General features: G+C 61.4%; 22 protein-coding genes. 14 read left to right on the forward strand and 8 right to left on the reverse strand.

The genetic code is table 11. The features are described 5' to 3' along the window. Nucleotides 1–51: 51 nt before the first annotated feature. From Q8O96_RS11850 to Q8O96_RS11865, 4 genes are all read right to left on the reverse strand, one after another. Nucleotides 52–810 (reverse strand): collagen-like protein, encoded by a 759-nt coding sequence (locus tag Q8O96_RS11850; protein WP_305948833.1) that lies wholly within the window; start codon nucleotides 808–810, stop codon nucleotides 52–54. Beyond that, nucleotides 803–1,084: a DUF1145 domain-containing protein gene (locus Q8O96_RS11855; RefSeq protein WP_102861459.1), complete on the reverse strand. Its 282-nt coding sequence runs from the start codon at nucleotides 1,082–1,084 to the stop codon at nucleotides 803–805. The genes Q8O96_RS11850 and Q8O96_RS11855 overlap by 8 nt, the downstream gene beginning before the upstream one ends. A 139-nt stretch (nucleotides 1,085–1,223) precedes the next feature. After that, on the reverse strand, nucleotides 1,224–1,952 hold the full coding sequence (locus Q8O96_RS11860) for an OmpA family protein (RefSeq protein ID WP_102861458.1): 729 nt from the start codon (nucleotides 1,950–1,952) through the stop codon (nucleotides 1,224–1,226). Nucleotides 1,953–2,041: 89 nt separating this feature from the next. Further along, the gene (locus tag Q8O96_RS11865) at nucleotides 2,042–2,731 is read right to left on the reverse strand and encodes an OmpA family protein (RefSeq protein ID WP_305948834.1); all 690 of its coding nucleotides are present in this window, start codon (nucleotides 2,729–2,731) and stop codon (nucleotides 2,042–2,044) included. A 190-nt stretch (nucleotides 2,732–2,921) separates the two neighbouring features. On the opposite strand from Q8O96_RS11865, the gene Q8O96_RS11870 reads away from it, so the two are divergent. The 4 genes from Q8O96_RS11870 (at nucleotide 2,922) to Q8O96_RS11885 (ending at nucleotide 4,656) form a co-directional block, all read left to right on the forward strand. Next, nucleotides 2,922–3,419 carry a DUF6231 family protein gene (locus tag Q8O96_RS11870; RefSeq protein WP_102861456.1) on the forward strand — a complete coding sequence of 166 codons (498 nt, stop codon included), beginning with the start codon at nucleotides 2,922–2,924 and terminating at the stop codon, nucleotides 3,417–3,419. Between the two features lie 4 nt (nucleotides 3,420–3,423). Continuing rightward, nucleotides 3,424–3,900: a YchJ family protein gene (locus Q8O96_RS11875; protein WP_102861455.1), complete on the forward strand. Its 477-nt coding sequence runs from the start codon at nucleotides 3,424–3,426 to the stop codon at nucleotides 3,898–3,900. Nucleotides 3,901–3,963: 63 nt separating this feature from the next. After that, entirely contained in the window at nucleotides 3,964–4,449 is a 486-nt protein-coding gene (locus tag Q8O96_RS11880; protein ID WP_102861454.1) for an LEA type 2 family protein, read from the forward strand. Nucleotides 4,450–4,455: 6 nt separating this feature from the next. Then, nucleotides 4,456–4,656 (forward strand): SEC-C metal-binding domain-containing protein, encoded by a 201-nt coding sequence (locus Q8O96_RS11885; RefSeq protein ID WP_007923047.1) that lies wholly within the window; start codon nucleotides 4,456–4,458, stop codon nucleotides 4,654–4,656. A 48-nt stretch (nucleotides 4,657–4,704) separates the two neighbouring features. On the opposite strand, the gene Q8O96_RS11890 is transcribed toward Q8O96_RS11885, so the two are convergent. Beyond that, entirely contained in the window at nucleotides 4,705–5,253 is a 549-nt protein-coding gene (locus Q8O96_RS11890; RefSeq protein ID WP_102861453.1) for a cysteine hydrolase family protein, read from the reverse strand. A gap of 265 nt (nucleotides 5,254–5,518) precedes the next feature. On the opposite strand from Q8O96_RS11890, the gene Q8O96_RS11895 reads away from it, so the two are divergent. From Q8O96_RS11895 to Q8O96_RS11920, 6 genes are all read left to right on the forward strand, one after another. Then, complete coding sequence (locus Q8O96_RS11895) at nucleotides 5,519–7,960, forward strand: penicillin acylase family protein (RefSeq protein WP_305948835.1); 2,442 nt, start codon at nucleotides 5,519–5,521, stop codon at nucleotides 7,958–7,960. 333 nt (nucleotides 7,961–8,293) lie between these two features. Next, nucleotides 8,294–9,076, forward strand: a complete 783-nt coding sequence (locus tag Q8O96_RS11900; protein WP_102861451.1) for a transporter substrate-binding domain-containing protein — start codon at nucleotides 8,294–8,296, stop codon at nucleotides 9,074–9,076. A gap of 56 nt (nucleotides 9,077–9,132) precedes the next feature. Next, a complete protein-coding gene (locus tag Q8O96_RS11905; RefSeq protein WP_102861450.1) occupies nucleotides 9,133–9,861 on the forward strand; it encodes an ABC transporter permease in 729 nt (242 codons plus the stop codon). Further along, nucleotides 9,858–10,568: an ABC transporter permease gene (locus tag Q8O96_RS11910; RefSeq protein WP_102861449.1), complete on the forward strand. Its 711-nt coding sequence runs from the start codon at nucleotides 9,858–9,860 to the stop codon at nucleotides 10,566–10,568. Before Q8O96_RS11905 ends, Q8O96_RS11910 begins: the two co-directional genes overlap by 4 nt. Nucleotides 10,569–10,591: 23 nt before the next feature. Beyond that, nucleotides 10,592–11,710, forward strand: coding sequence for a succinylglutamate desuccinylase/aspartoacylase family protein (locus Q8O96_RS11915; protein WP_102861448.1), 1,119 nt, complete (start codon nucleotides 10,592–10,594; stop codon nucleotides 11,708–11,710). 13 nt (nucleotides 11,711–11,723) lie between these two features. Continuing rightward, nucleotides 11,724–12,488 (forward strand): ABC transporter ATP-binding protein, encoded by a 765-nt coding sequence (locus Q8O96_RS11920; protein WP_102861447.1) that lies wholly within the window; start codon nucleotides 11,724–11,726, stop codon nucleotides 12,486–12,488. A 69-nt stretch (nucleotides 12,489–12,557) separates the two neighbouring features. Here Q8O96_RS11920 and Q8O96_RS11925 read toward each other — a convergent pair whose 3' ends face one another. Then, a complete protein-coding gene (locus tag Q8O96_RS11925; protein ID WP_102861446.1) occupies nucleotides 12,558–12,770 on the reverse strand; it encodes a hypothetical protein in 213 nt (70 codons plus the stop codon). A gap of 105 nt (nucleotides 12,771–12,875) precedes the next feature. After that, complete coding sequence (gene dcd, locus Q8O96_RS11930) at nucleotides 12,876–13,442, reverse strand: dCTP deaminase (RefSeq protein WP_016965530.1); 567 nt, start codon at nucleotides 13,440–13,442, stop codon at nucleotides 12,876–12,878. Nucleotides 13,443–13,794: 352 nt separating this feature from the next. Between dcd and Q8O96_RS11935 the strand changes: the two genes are divergently transcribed. Continuing rightward, nucleotides 13,795–14,004, forward strand: coding sequence for a cold-shock protein (locus Q8O96_RS11935; protein ID WP_002554837.1), 210 nt, complete (start codon nucleotides 13,795–13,797; stop codon nucleotides 14,002–14,004). Between the two features lie 116 nt (nucleotides 14,005–14,120). Here Q8O96_RS11935 and Q8O96_RS11940 read toward each other — a convergent pair whose 3' ends face one another. Beyond that, complete coding sequence (locus Q8O96_RS11940) at nucleotides 14,121–15,128, reverse strand: DUF481 domain-containing protein (RefSeq protein WP_102878608.1); 1,008 nt, start codon at nucleotides 15,126–15,128, stop codon at nucleotides 14,121–14,123. 159 nt (nucleotides 15,129–15,287) lie between these two features. On the opposite strand from Q8O96_RS11940, the gene Q8O96_RS11945 reads away from it, so the two are divergent. The 3 genes from Q8O96_RS11945 (at nucleotide 15,288) to Q8O96_RS11955 (ending at nucleotide 19,092) form a co-directional block, all read left to right on the forward strand. Next, nucleotides 15,288–15,641, forward strand: coding sequence for an MGMT family protein (locus Q8O96_RS11945; protein ID WP_102878607.1), 354 nt, complete (start codon nucleotides 15,288–15,290; stop codon nucleotides 15,639–15,641). Nucleotides 15,642–15,683: 42 nt separating this feature from the next. Next, nucleotides 15,684–17,249: an AmpG family muropeptide MFS transporter gene (locus tag Q8O96_RS11950; RefSeq protein WP_102861443.1), complete on the forward strand. Its 1,566-nt coding sequence runs from the start codon at nucleotides 15,684–15,686 to the stop codon at nucleotides 17,247–17,249. A 127-nt stretch (nucleotides 17,250–17,376) separates the two neighbouring features. Then, complete coding sequence (locus tag Q8O96_RS11955) at nucleotides 17,377–19,092, forward strand: proline--tRNA ligase (RefSeq protein WP_305948836.1); 1,716 nt, start codon at nucleotides 17,377–17,379, stop codon at nucleotides 19,090–19,092. The last annotated feature ends 9 nt before the right edge of the window (nucleotides 19,093–19,101 follow it).

Genomic DNA, 19,101 nt, shown 5'->3' on the forward strand with positions numbered 1-19,101 from the left:
ACCGCCCGCTACAGGAGCGGGCGGCTGGAACAATCCATCTTTCGAGGTTGACTACAAGCGCTGGACCGTCAGTGACCCCGCCTCGCCCACAGGGCCCGGCTGCCCCTGAGCACCGGGACGCCCGCTTTTGCCGCCGTCGGTTCGGTAGACCAGGCAGCCCTTGGACTTGCCCCCGGCCCCCGGCTTGCCGCCGGCACCGGCCAGGCCGCCGGCGCCACCATCGACCAGGACCTTGATCTGCTCGCTGGGGTAATCACGGGGCAACTCCAGCCGGACCTCGGCGCCCGAAGCCCCGGGCCGGCCATCACCGCCGTTGTCACCGTCGGCACCGCGCCCGGCCTGCCCCCAGGTGCAACCCGGCTCCTGGCCATTGGCCCCATCAAGGCCGACGTAACCGGGAGCCCCCTTGCCACCGCGGGCGTCCACGAACAATTGCTCGGCCTTCAAGGACTCGATTCGCAGGTTCAGATTGCGCCCCGGCTTGGCCACCTTCTCATAGGTGCCCGGTGCACCACGGGAGTTGATCTGGCTGCCGCTCTCCAACTGCGCATGGCGGACAATCAGTTGCAGGCTTTGCCCGGTAGGCACGATGGCGATCCGCGCGTCACGTCCCAGATGCAGGTCGTCGACCTTGAGTTCGGTGACATTGGCCGGAATCAGCAAGGTGCCGTAGTCCGCCACATCCAGACGCTCCAGCTGCAGGGTGCTGGCGGTATTGGGCAGGCGCATGAAGGAGTTGGTTTCAACCTGGACCACCTGGGCCACGGCCAGAGGACTGCAGAACAGGGCCAGCAGGCAAAGCTTACGCATGGTCGGTCTCGGCAACAGGAGCAGCAGCGGGAAGGGTTTGCAGGTGGAAGATCCCCACCAGCAGGATGTGTAAACGATCACGCCAGGGATGTGGACGCTCCTTGAGGCTGCCATTGAACAGCAGCAGTTCCAGCAAATGGGTCAAAAGCAACAGGCTACCCGCCAGGTTGACCAGCAGGTGCAACGGATTGATCAATGGCTTGACCAGATTGATCAACACCACCAGCCAAAAGACCAAGGTCAGAAACTTCCCCGCCCCCCATAAGACCTTCATAGGCTCCCCTTGTGAATTATTCTTTGCGCGCACAGTAACGACTTACCCCGGGGATACGCCAGAGGTCGATGAAAATTCTTCCCGAAGCGTCTGTTTAGCGGCCCGATCGGCGAGGATCGCCGACCCGGACCGACTCGTTTCAACGTTGGAGATGCAGCTCCACGCGACGATTCGTCGCTCGCCCCTGCTCACTGTCGTTATCCGCTACCGGCTGACTTTCTCCCAGGCCCTGGCTGCTGATTTTTTCCGACGCCACGCCCTGGCCAACAAGAAAGGTGACGACACTGCTAGCGCGGCGCTCCGAGAGCTTCTGGTTATAGGCATCGGAACCCTGGCTGTCGGTATGCCCGAGCACCTTGATGCTAACCACATCGGCATTGGCCAGCCTGGCCATCAGCCCCTGCAGTTGGTTACGCGCCTCGGCGGTCAACTCCGCGGAGTCGAAAGCGAACAGCACATTGCCCTGGTCACTGAGGGTGATCACTTCCGCAGGCGCTGCTACCTCAGGCTCCGGCGCCTTGACCACTGCCGGATACTCGGGCATCGGGCAACCGCGATTATCCACCGCCGTGTTGGAAGGCGTGTCCGGGCAACGATCGCGACGATCGAATACCCCATCGCCATCCTCGTCGCCATCCTGGGCGTAACAGATCAGGCCACCGCCGATCAGCCCCAGGGCCGCGCCTCCAGCCGCCCAACTACCACTCTCGATCGCTCCCAAGCCACCGCCGGCCAGCCCGCCGAGCAGACTACAGAGGGGCCAGGTGCGTTGGTTGAGGGGAGCAGTGCCATCACTGTGGGTTGCGCAACCTGTCAGTAGGCCGCCGAGCAACAGGACCGGGAAAACGGCCCGAGGAAGAAGGTTCATCATGAATGCTCCTGTGTCACCGGCAAGACCGGTCACACAGGAGTAAAGACTGCCATCGACGGCTGCACAAGCCGCGCAGGCAAAGGGTTTCAGCGGTTGATCTGGATCTCCGTACGACGGTTCATCGCCCGGCCCGCGGCCGTCTTGTTGTCCGCCACCGGCTTGCTTTCACCGGCTCCGGTCACTGACACGAAACTGTTGCGGGGGATGCCGTTGCTGATCAGATAGTCCACGACCGAATGGGCACGCTTGTCCGAGAGTTTCCGGTTGTAGGCATCGCTGCCGACGCTGTCGGTGTGTCCGGTCACGCGCAGCTGTGCAGTCGGCGCTTCCTGTTTCAGGCGGCTCACGATGGTGTTGAGCTTGGTCTTGTCGGCATCGGTCAACTTGGCCGAGTCGAAATGGAAGTAGACATCGCGGATGACGATGGTTTCCTCCTTGACCACCACGACTTCTTCCACCACCGGTGGCGGCGGTGGGCAACCGTTGGCATCGACCTGTACACCTTTGGGGGTATGCGGGCACTTGTCGCGGCTGTCCGGCACGCCATCGCCGTCTTCGTCGCCATCGCCTTTTACCCAGCAGTAGGCACCTGCCAGACCACCAACCACCAGTGCGCCACCACCCGCCCACGAGGCGCTTTCGGTGGCGCCCAACGCCGCGCCCGTGACGCCGCCGACTGCGGCACAGGTTGGCCAGTCGGTTTTCTGCAAACCTGCACAACCAGTCAACACACTGGTTAACAGAACCAAGGGTACTGCCGTCCGAATGATGCTCATCTGATTTCTCCTGAGGGATCGGCTCGTGGCCGATTCACGGAGTAAAGACTGCGCATTTCATCTGCGCCAGCACCGGGCTATCAGTGATTTCGCCCCGTAAATACGGGAGGTTCGCCGATTTAGTGGCGAACCGCTCTAGGCCCGAGGGTGCCAGCACGCTAGTCTTGGGCGTTCTGATCGAGGAGCGACAATGAGCGCCGGCATTTCTACCCGTACCCCCCAGCAGGCTCTGGCGGCCTTGCTGGACCGTTACGCCCCCCAACAGCTGCTGCTGATCGGCGCCAGCGACTTCCCCGCCCTGGCCGCATTCAAGGAGGCTCATCCCGCTACCGAGGTGGCTCAGGCGGCCCCCGGCCCCTTGCCTGCGGAGCTGGCTGCACGGCGTTTCGACCTGGCCCTGGCGGTGGATTGCCTGGAGCATCTGCCCAAGCGCGATGGCCTGAACCTGCTTGGGGGTATTCGCAACCTCAATGCCAGCCGAATCGCCGTACTGGCCGACCTGAGTGCCTGCGGCTGGCAGGAGACCGACTTTTTCTCACTGGCGCTGCAGGCCAGTGAACGCTTCCAGCGGGACGAACAGGTGCTGACCCTGTTTACCTATGATCTGCTTGAATACAAACAAGTGCCCGACTGGCTCAACGCTCGCTTCTGGGCGAACCCGGAAAACTTTGGAAAGTATTGGTGGTAACACAATGAGCGCCTCGATTTGTCCTTGTGGCAGCGGCAACCTGCTGGACGCCTGCTGCGGCCACTACCACGCCGGTCATCCCGCCCCTTGCGCCGAAGCCCTGATGCGTTCGCGCTACAGCGCCTATGTGCTGGGGCAAGTGGACTACCTGCTGGCCACCACACTGCCCGTACAACAGGCAGGCCTGGATCGCCAATCCATCAGTGACTGGAGCGCACAAAGCACCTGGCTGGGGCTGGAGGTAGAAAGCTCGGAGGTCTTCGGCGGTCAGCCCGAACATGCCTTCGTCACCTTTACTGCGCGCTGGCATGACAACCAGGGCGAACACAGCCATCGCGAACGCTCGTCCTTCGTGCAGAATCATGGACGCTGGTATTTCATCGACCCCACCGTGCCCCTGAATGCCGGACGCAACGACGCCTGCCCCTGTGGTAGCGGGCAAAAATTCAAGAAGTGCTGCGCCGGCTATTTCACACGCTGAGCCTTTGCAGGCCAGGCACCCCATGCCCAGGACGGGTACAGGGGGTTCAAAGGGAGTCTTGCAATGATCGGTGAACTGCGCGCACTACGGGCCGTCTGCCTGTTCGGACTATTGAGCCTGTCGGGATGCGCGTCCTGGTTCACCGATGAGGACCTGGCCCCTGCGGTACACCTGGTCAAGGTCGAGGTGGTCAAGGCCAACCTGCTGGAGCAGCGCTTCACCCTGCACCTGCGGGTCGACAATCCCAATGACAGCGACCTGACTGTGCGCCGCTTGACCTACCGGGTCTACCTGGAGCGTTTTCTGCTCAGCGAGGGCGAGCATGAACACTGGTTCACCGTCACGCCCCACAGCAGCCGCTATTTCAAAGTGCCGGTGCGCACCAATCTCTGGCCGCAGATCCGGGATGTGGTGAAACTGTTGCGCAAGCCCGAACGGCCGATCCCCTATCGCCTCGAAGGGGAGCTGGAAATCGGATTATTCATCGGCCAGGACGTGCACCTGAAGCGCAATGGCGTGATAATTCCCGGCGATTTTATCCCGGAGTAACCCGCAATGACCCAGCAACCTCATGTCCATGGCCCGGACTGCAACCACGATCATGACCACCACGATCATGACCATGGCCATGTTCACGGTCCGCACTGCAACCACGCCCACCAGGAACCCGTGCGCAACGCGCTGAAAGACGTTGGCCGCAACGATCCTTGCCCATGCGGCAGCAGCAAGAAGTTCAAGAAGTGCCACGGCGCTTGATCTGATCGCGCAAGAGGCCTGTCCGCGCACGTCGCCGTCCGGCCTCTCCTAAAAAAGCTGCGCCAGGTTCAACACCGTGGCGTACTCGCCGTGCAGGTTGGCCAGCGACATGTCATGCACCTCCTCGGCAGAACGGGCTCGACCGGCAAAGTCGCGCTTGTCGAAGGTGAAGCAGGCGTCGGCCACCACCCATACCGCAAAGCCCAGGTTACCGGCGGTTCTCGCCGTCGACTCCACCGAGTTGTTGGTGGCCACACCGACTATCACCAACTGCCCGATCCCCTGCTGGCGCAGATCCGCCTCCAGGGAGGTGCCACAAAAGGCATCCGGCACCTGTTTCTGAATCAGTCCCTCCCCCGTTTGCGGACGAAAACGCGGCTGAAACTCCACGCCGGACTGTCCGGGCCAGAACACCGAATCCGTCGAGCGCGACAGATGCTGCACATGGATCACCGGCCAACCCCGGGAGCGCCAGTGGGCCAGCAACTCGAGCATCCGCTCCTCTGCCTCGGGATTGTTTCGTGGACCGAGCCGGGGATGCAGGATGCCTTGTTGTTGATCGATGATTAGCAGCGCCGTGTCGGCCGGAATGGGCATGAAGCATTCTCCGCTGGAGCATCATTGAATTTTCCAACTTCAACATCACCTGCTGTGACAGGCAAGCCACTCATTACACACCGGACGACCTAATGCAGACGCTTGCTGTCGTGCCATCGTCGAGCATGAAACGACAGATGACGGCGCTCCGGCGCTGGCTATTTGTGGCGCGGTCAAGAAATACCTCCAGCCCCCGCTTGCGCGGCACTCGCCTGCTCACTAACGTAGCGCCTTTATCGACGCTACCCCCCGCAGGAGCTTTGCCATGGCCTCGCCAGCCCTCTCACATTTTCTTCCCCGGTTCGGCGTTGCCGCGGCAGTGGCCGGTGCTCTCAGCCTGGCCGGTTGCCAGTCCTGGAACTCTCAAAACAGCCTGCCACCCACCTCCGGCGTACAGCCCCTCAAGGGCCTGGCGCAGAATGTTTCGGTCAGGCGTAGCGTCGTCGGTGTACCGCTGATCGAAAGCAACAGTTTCCACGACGCGCTGTTCACCCTGGGCTACGTACACGCCAGCGATCGTATCGAGCAGATGGTCACCCTGCGCCTGCTGGCCCAGGGCCGCCTGGCGGAGATGTCCGGCGCCGAGGTGCTGGAAGTCGACCGCCTGATGCGCGCGGTGAATCTGAAGAAAAGCGCCGACGAGCTGTACAAGGCCTCATCACCACGGATCAAGCGTTTCTTCGAGGTCTACGCTCGAGGCGTCAACGCCTACCTGTTCCGCTACCGCGACAAGCTGCCGCCAGACCTGGCCGCCCGCAGCTACATGCCTGAATACTGGAAGGCCGAGGATTCGGCACTGATTTTCTGCCTGCTGAATTTCGGCCAGTCCGCCAATCTGTTGGAAGAGATCAACAGCCTGGTACTGGCACAAAAGGTCGGCAGCGACAAACTGCCCTGGCTGACCCCGAGCTACCCCGATGAACCGCTGCCCACGGCCGAGGCCGACAAGCTCAAGGGGCTGGCCTTGTATGTGCCGGGCTTGAGCGAACTCAGCCTGGCCGTCAAGCAGATGTCGACCCTCAACTCACTGGGTGTCACGGCCGGCAGCAACCTGGCCGTCGCCCCGCAGCGCGCTCGCAGCGGTCGCAGCCTGCTGGCCAGCGACAGCCAGATCGGCGCCTGGTACTACGTACAGATCCGCGCGCCGAAGTATCAGGCGGCCGGGGCTTCGATCGCTGGTCTACCGGCCATTCTGCAAGGCTTCAACGGCAAGCTGGCCTGGAGCATGAGCTCGGCGATGGGCGACAACCAGGACCTGTTCCTGGAAAAACTCAAACGCCAGGGCAACGCTCTGTACTACCAGAACAACGGAAAATGGCAGCCGGTCATCGTTCGCAACGAGACCTACTTCATCAAAGGACAGCGGCCAATTCGCGAAGCGGTTTACGAAACCCGCCACGGTCCGCTGCTCAACAGCACCCTGGGGATCAACGCCAACAATGCCCTGGCCAGTGGCTACGGCCTGGCGCTGCAAATGCCGGAGCTCAAGGACGACAGGAGCCTGGATGCGTTCTTCGATCTGTCACGGGCCCAGAATGTGGAGAAGGCCTCCGACGCCAGCCGTGAGATCCGCGCCATTGCCCTGAATATGGTCTATGCCGATGCCAGCAACATCGGCTGGCAGGTCACCGGGCGCTTCCCCAACCGCCGCGAAGGCGAAGGCCTGCTGCCCTCTCCCGGCTGGGACGGACGCTATGACTGGGATGGCTACGCCGACCCGATGCTCCACCCTTATGACCAGGACCCGGCGCAAGGCTGGATCGCCACCGCTAATCAGCGGGTCATCCCCCGCGGTTACGGCATGCAGCTGTCCAACTCCTGGGACGCTCCGGAACGGGCCGAGCGCATCGGCCAATGGCTGTCGGGCGGCAAGCAGGACAACCGCAGCCTGATTGCCCTGCAGTACGACCAGACCACCCTGTTCGCCGCCAAGTTGAAGATGATGTTCGAGGCGCCGGGCATGGCCCAGCCGCTGAAAAACGCCATCGACGCCCTGCCCGATGCAGACCGCGCCAAGGCCCGTGAAGCCTACAGCCGGCTGATGGCGTTCGACGGCAAGCTCAGTGCCGGCTCTGCCGACGCCGCGCTCTACGAACTGTTCCTCCAGGAAAGCGCCAAGCAGACCTTCCTCAAGCAGCTCGGTCCGGAGCCCGGCATTGCCTGGCAGGCGTTCGTTGCCAATGCGGGCCTGTCCTATTCGGCCCAGGCCGACCATCTTCTGAGCCGAGAAGACAGCCCGTTCTGGGGCGACTCGCGTAACGGGCAAAAAGAGGACAAGCCGGCCATTATCGCCCGCAGCCTGGCGGCGGCCATCAGTTCGGGCGAGCAACTGCTGGGCACGGACCGCAAGGCCTGGCAGTGGGGCAAGTTGCACAGCTACCGTTGGACCAACAGCAGTGGCCAGGCGATACGCGGTCCCTTGCAGGCCGGTGGCGACCAGAACACCGTCAACAACGCCGGCTATCGCTGGGGACAGGACTTTGCCATCACCACGACCCCGGCCCTGCGTTTCGTCGTCGACTTCGCGCTGAGCGAGCCGTTGATGGGCCTTAACAGCAGTGGCCAATCCAGCAACCCGGTGAGCCCGAACTACGCCAATGGCATCGACGGCTGGCTCAAGGCCCAGTACCTGAGTTTCCCGATGCAACCGCAGAACTTCGAACGCAGCTACGGCAAGACCCGCCTGACCCTGGTCCCGGGCAAGTAACCTCCCCGGCCGAACCCGCTGGCGCATCCTGCGCCAGCGGTGTCGCCTCATAACGATCACTCCGCTCTGCAGACGCCAGCGCCCAAACCTGCGGACATCCGCTCTGCAGCGCCTCGTAATCCGCTCCCCAGCATCGCCGCCCCCTCTTGGCGCCGCGCCGCCCACACGCCTCCTTTCAGTGCACAACAGGCCTTGCCCAAGTGTTGCCAACTGCTTTTAAAACACTTGTTCGGGGCTCTGGTTCGGAAATTGCTACTTTCAATAAGTCTTATGCGTTCCAGTAACAGTACTCATGCGCCACAAGCGCTCATATTGGTTCTTAGGGATTGAATAATGAAAAAAGCATTGCTGACCCTTTCCGCACTGGCTCTGTGCATGGCTGCCGGCTCCGCGCTGGCCAAGGAATACAAGGAACTGCGCTTTGGCGTCGATCCGTCCTATGCCCCCTTCGAGTCCAAGGCCGCCGACGGTAGCCTGGTGGGCTTCGACATCGACCTGGGCAACGCCATCTGTGCCGAGCTGAAGGTCAAGTGCAAATGGGTCGAAAGTGACTTCGACGGCATGATTCCCGGGCTGAAAGCCAATAAATTCGACGGTGTGATCTCGTCCATGACCGTCACTGCAGCCCGGGAAAAAGTCATCGACTTCTCCAACGAACTGTTCTCCGGTCCCACCTCGTTCGTGTTCAAGAAAGGTTCGGGCTTGAGCGCAGACACCGCCTCGCTCAAGGGCAAGACCGTGGGCTATGAGCAGGGCACCATTCAGGAAGCCTATGCCAAGGCCGTGCTGGACAAGGCCGGAGTCAAGACCCAGGCCTATCAGAACCAGGATCAGGTCTATGCCGACCTGACCTCCGGGCGCTTGGATGCCTCGATCCAGGACATGCTGCAAGCCGAACTGGGCTTCCTCAAATCGCCGCAGGGCGCGGACTACGAAGTCAGCAAGCCGGTGGATGACCCACTGCTGCCGTCCAAGACCGCCATCGGTATCTCAAAAGGTAACAAAGAGCTGAAAGCGCTCCTGGATAAAGGTATCAAAGCGTTACACGATGACGGCACCTACGCCACCATCCAGAAAAAGCACTTCGGTGACCTGAACCTCTACAGCGGTAAATAACCTGCCGGCGCCCATCCTCGATGGGCGCCTTTTTTATCGCCACGGGTCACTGATCAATGCTCGAAGAACTTCTAAAAAACCTGGGGCTTTCCGCCTTCAGTCTGAAGGGTTTCGGCCCTCTGCTGCTGGAAGGCACCTGGATGACCATCAAGTTGTCGGTGTTGTCGCTGCTGGTCAGCGTCTTGCTCGGCCTGCTCGGCGCCAGCGCCAAACTCTCCAGCGTCGCCTTGCTGCGGGTCCCCGCCCAGCTCTACACCACCCTGATCCGCGGGGTGCCGGACTTGGTGCTGATGCTGCTGATTTTCTACAGCCTGCAGACCTGGCTGACCTCCTTCACCGACTTCATGGAGTGGGAATACATCGAGATCAACCCTTTCAGCGCCGGGGTGATCACCCTGGGCTTCATCTATGGCGCCTATTTCACCGAAACCTTTCGCGGGGCGATCCTCGCCGTGCCCCGGGGCCAGGTCGAAGCGGCCACCGCCTATGGCCTCAAGCGCGGCCAGCGCTTTCGCTTCGTGGTCTTCCCGCAGATGATGCGCTTTGCCCTGCCGGGCATCAGCAACAACTGGATGGTGATGCTCAAGGCCACGGCCCTGGTGTCGATCATCGGCCTGGCCGATCTGGTCAAGGCCGCTCAGGATGCCGGCAAGAGCACCTATCAGCTGTTCTACTTCCTGGTCCTGGCGGCACTGATCTACCTGTTGATCACCAGCGCCTCCAACTTCGTCCTGCGCAAGCTTGAACGGCGCTATGCCGCCGGCGCCCGGGAGGCCGTGCGATGATCGAACTCCTGCAGGAATACTGGCGTCCCTTCCTTTACAGCGACGGTTACCACATGACCGGGCTGGCCATGACCATGTGGCTGCTCACGGCCTCGATCTGCATTGGCTTTTTGGTGTCGATCCCGCTGTCCATCGCCCGGGTCTCGCCCAAGCGCTACATCCGCTGGCCGGTGCAGTTCTACACCTACCTGTTTCGTGGCACACCGCTCTATATTCAGCTGCTGATCTGCTACACCGGGATCTACAGCATCGCCGCGATCCGCGCGCAACCGCTGCTGGATGCGTTTTTCCGTGATGCGATGAACTGCACCATCCTCGCGTTTGCCCTGAATACCTGCGCCTACACCACGGAAATTTTCGCCGGGGCGATCCGCAGCATGGCCCACGGCGAAGTGGAGGCAGCCAAGGCCTATGGTTTGAGCGGCTGGAAGCTGTATGCGTACGTGATCATGCCTTCGGCCCTGCGCCGCTCGCTGCCCTACTACAGCAACGAAGTGATCCTGATGTTGCACTCCACCACGGTGGCCTTTACCGCGACCATTCCCGACATCCTGAAAATCGCCCGGGACGCCAACTCGGCGACCTTCCTGACGTTTCAGTCGTTCGGTATCGCCGCCATCATCTACCTGTGCGTGACCTTCACCCTGGTGGGCCTGTTCCGTCTCGCTGAACGCCGCTGGCTGGCCTTCCTCGGGCCGACCCACTAGGACTTGCTGCCGGGAAATCATCAATGCGCCACGAGATCCACGACCTGCTCGCTCCGCTGCCGGGCACCGCGCGCCAGGTCCACAGTTTTCATTTCGGCCCCGCCCAGGCCCAAGGCAAGGTCTACATCCAGTCCTCCCTGCATGCCGATGAAATGCCCGGCATGCTGGTGGCCTGGCACCTCAAGCAGCGCCTGACGGAGCTGGAAGCCGCCGGTCGCCTGTTGCATGAAATAGTCCTGGTGCCGGTGGCCAATCCGGTCGGCCTGGAACAGGTGTTGATGGACGTTCCACTGGGGCGCTACCAGCTGGAAAGCGGGCAGAACTTCAATCGCGGCTTCGTCGACCTCAGTGAAGAGGTCGGCAACGCCATCGAAGGGCTGCTCACTCACGATCCGCAGCACAACCTCGACCTGATCCGCCGACACCTGATCGATGCCCTGAGCCGTCAACGACCACAGACGCAATTGCAGTCCCTGCAACTGGCCCTGCAACGGCTGGCCTGCGATGCCGACATGGTGCTGGACTTGCACTGCGACTTCGAAGCCGTGGCGCACCTGTACACCACCCCCGAGGCCTGGCCCCAGGTAGAGCCATTGGCCCGTTACCTCGGCGCCGAAGCCTGCCTGCTGGCCACCGACTCCGCGGCCTGGTCGTTCGACGAGTGCTTCAGCCTGCTGTGGTGGCAACTGCAACAGCGCTTCGGCGAACACTTCGCCATTCCCTCGGGCTGCTTTGCGGTCACGGTCGAGCTGCGTGGCCAGGGCGACGTCAACCACGGCCTGGCCAGCCTCGACTGCCAGGCCATGCTGGACTACCTGACCCGCTTCGGCGCCATCGCAGGCGAGGTTCCGCCGCTGCCTGAGCTGCCCTTTCCGGCCACGCCGCTGGCGGCGGTCGAACCGGTGGCGACGCCGGTGGGCGGGCTGCTGGTGTTCGCTGCACTACCGGGGGAATACCTGGAGGCCGGGCAGTTGGTGGCTGAAATCATCGACCCGATCCATGACCGGGTTACCCCTATCCATTGCAACAACGCCGGGCTCCTGTATGCCCGCTCGCTGCGGCGCATGGCCACCGCCGGCATGGTGATCGCTCATGTCGCCGGCCGCGAGGCCTATCGCAGCGGCTATCTACTTTCGCCTTGAGGATGCAAGCCCCATGTACAAACTGACCGTTGAAGGCCTGCATAAATGCTATGGCGACAATGAAGTGCTCAAAGGAGTGTCTCTGAAGGCCAAGACCGGTGACGTGATCAGCCTGATCGGCGCTAGTGGTTCGGGCAAAAGCACCTTTCTGCGTTGCATCAACTTTCTCGAAACCCCGGACGACGGCGCCATGAGCCTGGATGGCCAGCCGATCCGCATGGTCAGCGATCGCCACGGCATGCACGTGGCCGATCCTGCCGAGCTGCAGCGGATTCGTACACGCCTGGCGATGGTGTTCCAGCATTTCAACCTGTGGAGCCACATGACGGTGCTGGAAAACATCACCATGGCCCCGCGTCGGGTGCTGGGAGTCAGTACCAAGGACGCCGAAGAACGGGCACGGCGCTATCTGGACAAGGTCGGCCTGCCGGCCCGCGTCGCTGGCCAGTACCCGGCCTTCCTCTCCGGCGGCCAGCAGCAGCGAGTGGCCATCGCCCGGGCACTGGCCATGGAGCCGGAAGTCATGTTGTTCGACGAACCCACTTCAGCCCTGGACCCGGAGCTGGTGGGCGAGGTACTCAAGGTGATCCAGGGCCTGGCCGAGGAAGGCCGGACCATGATCATGGTCACCCACGAGATGAGCTTCGCCCGCAAGGTGTCGAGCCAGGTGCTGTTTCTGCACAAGGGTCTGGTGGAGGAGGAAGGTGCTCCTGAGGAGGTGCTGGGCAACCCGAAAAGCGAGCGCCTGCAGCAGTTTCTCAGTGGCAACCTGAAGTAGCGGCCGCGTAGAACGCCACCGTCCGCGCAAGATTGTCGCGGACGGGGCGACTGAAGGTATCCAGTGAGTTCAAGCCACAGGCGCGGGCGGCGGCTCGTCCGGCAAAGTGGGCTCACCAGGTTCGGTAGGTTCTGGGGGTTGCGGAGAGTCAGGGTCGGGCTGACCGGGAATGCCGCCTGCCATGTTGACAGGCGGATGTGCCAGCAGGGTCCAGGCCAATACCCCAACCTGATTGGGTTCCAGCCTGGCCAAGGTGGCGCTGATTCGCGGATCTATCTTCATGGGGCACTCCTGAGCTGTGCCCGGTACGCCTTGCGCATACCGGAAATACACCCAATAGAGTGTGGGTGTGCTCAGGAATTCCCGCTATTTGTCAGACGGACGCAATCAGGTACGCGGTAGGGTCACGCCACGCTGGCCCTGGTATTTGCCCCCACGGTCCTTGTAGGAAACTTCGCACTCTTCGTCCGACTCCAGGAACAGCATCTGCGCCACGCCTTCATTGGCGTAGATCTTGGCCGGCAAGGTGGTGGTGTTGGAGAACTCCAGGGTCACGTGGCCTTCCCACTCGGGTTCCAGCGGAGTCACGTTGACGATGATGCCGCAACGGGCATAGGTGCTCTTGCCCAGGCAGATGGTCAGCACGTTGCGCGGAATGCGGAAATACTCGACGGTACGGGCCAGGGCGAAGGAGTTTGGCGGGATGATGCAGACGTCGCTCTTGATGTCGACGAAGCTCTTTTCATCGAAGTTTTTCGGGTCGACGGTGGCCGAATTGATGTTGGTGAACACCTTGAATTCATCGGCGCAACGCACATCGTAGCCGTAGCTCGACACCCCGAAAGAGATCAGCCGATCCGGGCCTTCGCCACGCATCTGGCGCTCTACGAAGGGCTCGATCATGCCGTGCTCTTGCGCCATGCGGCGAATCCACTTGTCCGATTTGATGCTCATGGCGGGTGTCCTGAAATAACGAGGTGAAAAAATTCTGTCCGGCATCTTACCGGGGCGCGGGGTTGGGTTCAAAGTCCGGGACGTTTTTCTCGCCTGACACCAGGATTTTCAAGGGTTCGGCGACGAACGACGGGCCGTCAGTCACGAAAACCGAGAAACCTTGGCCCTAGCCATTGGCACGTTCAGGAAAAAGGGTTAAGGTGGCGCCACTGTGCTGCTTGTGTCACTGAGAATCTCTACACGATGTTGAATTTCGATCCAACCATCTCCAAGAATTTTTCCTGCTCTTTGCACTCAGTCTCGGCCAGGGCTTTTCCTGAGTCGCAGTTAACTTTGTCCAAGGAGATACACCATGTCTAATCGCCAAACCGGTACCGTTAAGTGGTTCAACGATGAAAAAGGCTTCGGCTTCATCACTCCACAATCCGGTGACGACCTGTTCGTACACTTCAAAGCTATCCAATCCGACGGCTTCAAAAGCCTGAAAGAAGGCCAACAGGTTTCTTTCATCGCTACCCGCGGTCAGAAAGGCATGCAAGCTGAAGAAGTTCAAGTTATCTAACTTGTACTGATCCAGTAAAAAGCCCCGCCCTCAACAGCGGGGCTTTTTTGTGCCCGCAGGTTTTTGCGGCGCGCAGCCAAGGCGCATCCTCGCGAATGCACCTGGCTGGTACCCCGTTACCAGGTCACGCCAAAGCCCACGGTATAGCGGGTCTTATCCAGGTCGCTGTCCTCGGTACCGCGGATCAGATCCTTTTCCGCCTTGAGGTTGAGCGACGCCCAGTCCGTGACCTTGTAGCGCAGCCCCATCTCCGCATCCAGCGCGTAATCGGCGACGCCGGAAAACGGCCTGCCCACTTCGCCATTAGTGAAGAACTCCACCCGCTTGCCGATCAGGTAACGGTTGTAATCCCACTTCATCGCCAGTGAGTAGAAGCTGTCCTTACCGCCATCGGCGTACTCGTAATCCGTGCGGTTGAGCAGCGAGCCCAAGGAGAACGCCCCCAGCTCATCGTCCCAGAACTGGTAGCCGGGACCCGTACCCACCACCCGTTGCCGCGCAAGATCTTCTACTTTGTCGCGCTTGTAGGTCAGGCGCCCTTCCCAGAACCACTTCTCGGTAATGAAGCGGTCCAGAGCGTACTCGGCATTCCAGTTGTCGGTAGTCACCACCTGATTCTGGAACTCACGGTTGTACTCACCCTGGGCGTTGTGACGCCAGGCACCATGGCGCGCCGAAGTCTTGAAGTCGATGTCATAGTCATCGGTGTCCTTTTCAGCACGCTTGTAATCCATGGCCACGTCGACATTGCCCTTCCAGACCACATCCTCCACCAGCGGCTTGGGTTTCATGATCTGCTGGATACTGGCCAACTCCACAGTCTTGGGCGCCTCACCGTTGGCCAGGACAACCTTGCCCTCCTCCGCCGCCTGCAGCGACTTGGCCTTTTCCCCGGTGTAGGCATCCTGTTTGACCAGCAACTCCTGATCGCTTTCCAGGGTCTTGACCTGCTTCCAATCAATGGAAATGGCGCCACCGTAATCGGTCTGGATCAACAGCTTACCGCCGTCGAAAACCTTGATCTTGCCGCTCAACCGGTCACCGTTCTTCAACCAGACGGTATCGGCCAGAGCAGGCATGGAGGCGCTGAGCACCGCGAAACACAACAACGTTCTAGGCAACATAGGTAATACAGGGCTCGATCTTGCGAAAAAAAACGGCATTATTCCTGCTGAACACGCCTTAGTCAGGACTGACCCGGGTATTGAGAGTGAGTTCAATATGCATCCCCCCCTCATCCCCTGAACCGACCAACGCCTCTTCATTGATCTGGAACCGCGAATGTGACCGAACACGGCGAAGACTCGCAAACCCCCGCGCAAATCCGACGCACGGCGCTGTACCTGACCCTGGCCCAAGTCCCCGAAGGCAAGGTCGTCAGCTATGGCCAACTGGCAGAAATGGCCGGCCTGGGCCGGGCCGCGCGCTGGGTTGGACGCACCCTCAGTCAGCTACCCGCCGATACCAGCCTGCCCTGGCACCGGGTACTCGGTGCTGGAGGCCGCATCAGCCTGCCCGTCGGTAGCCCATCAGGCGACGAGCAGCGCGCCAGACTGCGCGGCGAAGGCGTGTCTATCCTGAACAATCGCGTGGATATTCAGCGCCATGGCTGGCGCCCGGTAGAGCACAGCGGTTAGAGTGCGCGCTTTGTTTCCGTAATCTGAGGCAGACTTCAGCCCATGCCCCGTAAAACCTGGCGCGCCGCACTTGCCGCCTATGCCAGCCCCTCGACGCTCGTGCTGTTGCTGCTTGGTTTCGCTGCCGGCATGCCTTACATGCTGGTGTTCTCGACTCTTTCGGTGTGGTTGCGCGAGGCCGGTGTGGCCCGCGAAACCATCGGCTACGCCAGCCTGATCGGTTTGGCCTATGCCTTTAAATGGGTGTGGTCGCCACTGCTCGACCAATGGCGCCTGCCTCTATTAGGCAAGCTCGGCCGACGCCGCTCCTGGCTGGTACTGGCCCAGGTCCTGGTGATTCTCGGTCTGATCGGCATGGGCTTCTGCGACCCGCAAAAACACCTGTCTTGGTTGATCGCCATTGCGGTGGTCGTGGCCTTTGCCTCGGCGACCCAGGACATCGCCATCGACGCCTATCGCCTGGAAATCGCCGACGACAGTCGACAAGCCGCGCTGGCCGCCAGCTACATGTCCGGCTACCGGGTCGCGGTACTGCTGGCCACCGCCGGCGCGCTGTTCTTCGCCGAAGGCTTTGGCTCCACCGGCTTCAGCTACAAACATTCGGCCTGGACCGGTACCTACGTGCTATTCGGCGTGCTGATGATTCCAGCACTGCTCACCACCCTGCTGATGCGTGAACCAGCAGTGCCATTGCGCACTCAACTGTCGGCAGGGCGCTACAGCTTCGCCCACCAGTTGATCTCGGTGTTCGTCCTGATCGTGCTTCTGGTTTCAGTGCCTGCCACCTTTACCCAGCTGTACAACACCGACTTCGCCAGCGTGATCTTCGACGGCGTCAGCCTGCTGGACCTGCTGCTGGAAGACCGGGCCTTCCTGCGGGCGATCCTCTACATCACCCTCAGCACCCTGTGCCTGTCGGCGATGGGCCGTCGAGGCCTGGCGCCGGTGCTGACCCCGGTGAACGACTTCATCCTGCGCTACCGCTGGCAAGCCTTCCTGCTACTGGGTCTGATCGCCACCTATCGCATGTCGGACACGGTCATGGGCGTGATGGCCAATGTTTTCTATATCGACCAGGGTTTCACCAAGGACCAGATTGCCGGGGTCAGCAAGATCTTCGGCCTGATCATGACCCTGCTTGGGGCCGGCATGGGCGGCCTGCTGATCGTGCGCTTCGGCATCCTGCCGATCCTGTTCATCGGCGGTGCCGCGTCCGCCGGCACCAACCTGCTGTTCCTCATGCTCGCCGACATGGGCCCGAACCTGAAAATGCTGATTGCCACCATTTCCCTGGACAATTTCAGTTCGGGAATGGCCACTTCCGCCTTCGTCGCCTACCTGTCGAGCCTGACCAACCTCAAGTTCTCGGCCACTCAGTACGCCCTGCTCAGCTCCATCATGCTCCTGCTTCCACGCCTGATCGGCGGCTATTCCGGAGTCATGGTGGAAAAATACGGCTATCACGACTTCTTCCTCATCACCGCAATACTCGGGGTGCCGACCCTGATTCTGATCGCCATTCACTGGTTCCAGGAGAGCCGCCGCGACGGACCGAAAGACCCGTCGGAGCAGCCCGCCAAGGGCGCTGTCGTGGGCGAGGAATCCTAGAAAATCCCGGGAGTTGCGGCTTTTCTCCGCGGCTCCCGTCCCCTCAAAGCGCAATCCTGTACGCCAGCGGAACTCGCCCGTACAATGCTCCGTCACTTCCAGTCTAAGCAACCGACAACGGCCTACCATGCGTACCAGTCAATATTTGCTCGCCACACAGAAAGAAACGCCTTCCGACGCGGTCGTGATCAGCCACCAGCTGATGCTGCGCGCCGGCATGATCCGTAAACTGGCTTCCGGCCTGTACACCTGGCTGCCGATGGGCTTGCGAGTGATGCGCAAGGTTGAAGCCATCGTTCGCGAAGAAATGAACGCCGCGGGCGCGCTTGAAGTGTTGATGCCGAGCACTCAACCGGCTGAGCTGTGGCAGGAATCCGGTCGCTGGGAAGAGTACGGCCCTGAGCTGCTGCGCTTCAAAGACCGTCACGGTCGCGATTTCTGCGCCGGCCCGACCCACGAAGAAGTGATCACCGATCTGGCCCGCAACGAGCTGAGCAGCTACAAGCAGCTGCCGCTGAACCTGTACCAGATCCAGACCAAATTCCGCGATGAAATCCGCCCACGCTTCGGTCTGATGCGCGGCCGCGAGTTCATCATGAAGGACGCCTACTCCTTCCACGCCGACCAGGCGTCCTTGCAGGTCACCTACGACCGCATGCACCAGGCTTATTGCAACGTCTTCACCCGCCTGGGCCTGAAGTTCCGCCCGGTTGAAGCAGACAACGGTTCCATCGGCGGCGCCGGTTCCCACGAATTCCACGTACTGGCCGAGTCCGGCGAAGACGATATCGTCTTCAGCAACGGTTCCGACTACGCAGCGAACATCGAGAAGGCTGAAGCCGTGCCGCGCGAAACCTCGCGCCCGGCTCCGACCGAAGAGATGCGCCTGGTTGACACCCCTGACGCGAAAACCATCGCCCAGCTGGTGGAAGGCTACAACCTGCCGATCGAGAAGACCGTCAAGACCCTGGTGGTGCATGCCGAAGAAGCCGGCAAGCTGATCGCCCTGATCATCCGTGGCGACCACGAACTGAACGAAATCAAGGCCGCCAACCAGCCTGGCGTTGCCAGCCCGCTGGTCATGGCCTGCGAAGCTGAACTGCGTGACGCCATCGGCGCCGGCGCCGGCTCCCTGGGCCCGGTGAACCTGCCACTGCCGATCATCATCGACCGCTCGGTGGCACTGATGAGCGACTTCGGCGTCGGTGCCAACATCGACGACAAGCACTACTTCGGCGTCAACTGGGAACGCGACCTGCCGGTTCCGACTGTTGCCGACCTGCGCAACGTGGTGGCCGGCGACCCGAGCCCGGACGGCAAGGGCACCCTGGAAATCAAGCGCGGCATCGAGGTCGGGCACATCTTCCAGCTGGGCAACAAGTACAGCAAGGCGATGAAGTGCGAAGTGCTGGGCGAGAACGGCAAGCCAGTGACCCTGGAAATGGGCTGCTACGGCATTGGCGTGTCCCGCGTGGTGGCGGCCGCCATCGAGCAGAACAACGATGAAAACGGCATCATCTGGAGCGATACCCTGGCGCCGTTCCAGATCGCCCTGGTACCGCTGCGCTACGAAACCGAGCAGGTTCGCGAAGCCACCGACAAACTCTACGCAGAACTGACTGCCGCCGGTTTCGAAGTGCTGCTGGACGACCGCGACAAGAAAACCAGCCCGGGCATCAAGTTCGCGGACATGGAGCTGATCGGCATTCCTCACCGGATCGTGGTCAGTGACCGCGGCCTCGCCGAAGGCAACCTGGAATACAAGAGCCGTACCGAAGCCCAGGCACAAGCGCTGCCCGTGGCCGACGTCCTGTCCTTCCTCCAAGCCCGTATCCGTCGCTGAAACCAGATA

This window comes from Pseudomonas sp. LPH60 (assembly GCF_030718165.1).
Taxonomy (GTDB): Bacteria; Pseudomonadota; Gammaproteobacteria; order Pseudomonadales; family Pseudomonadaceae; genus Aquipseudomonas; species Aquipseudomonas danubii.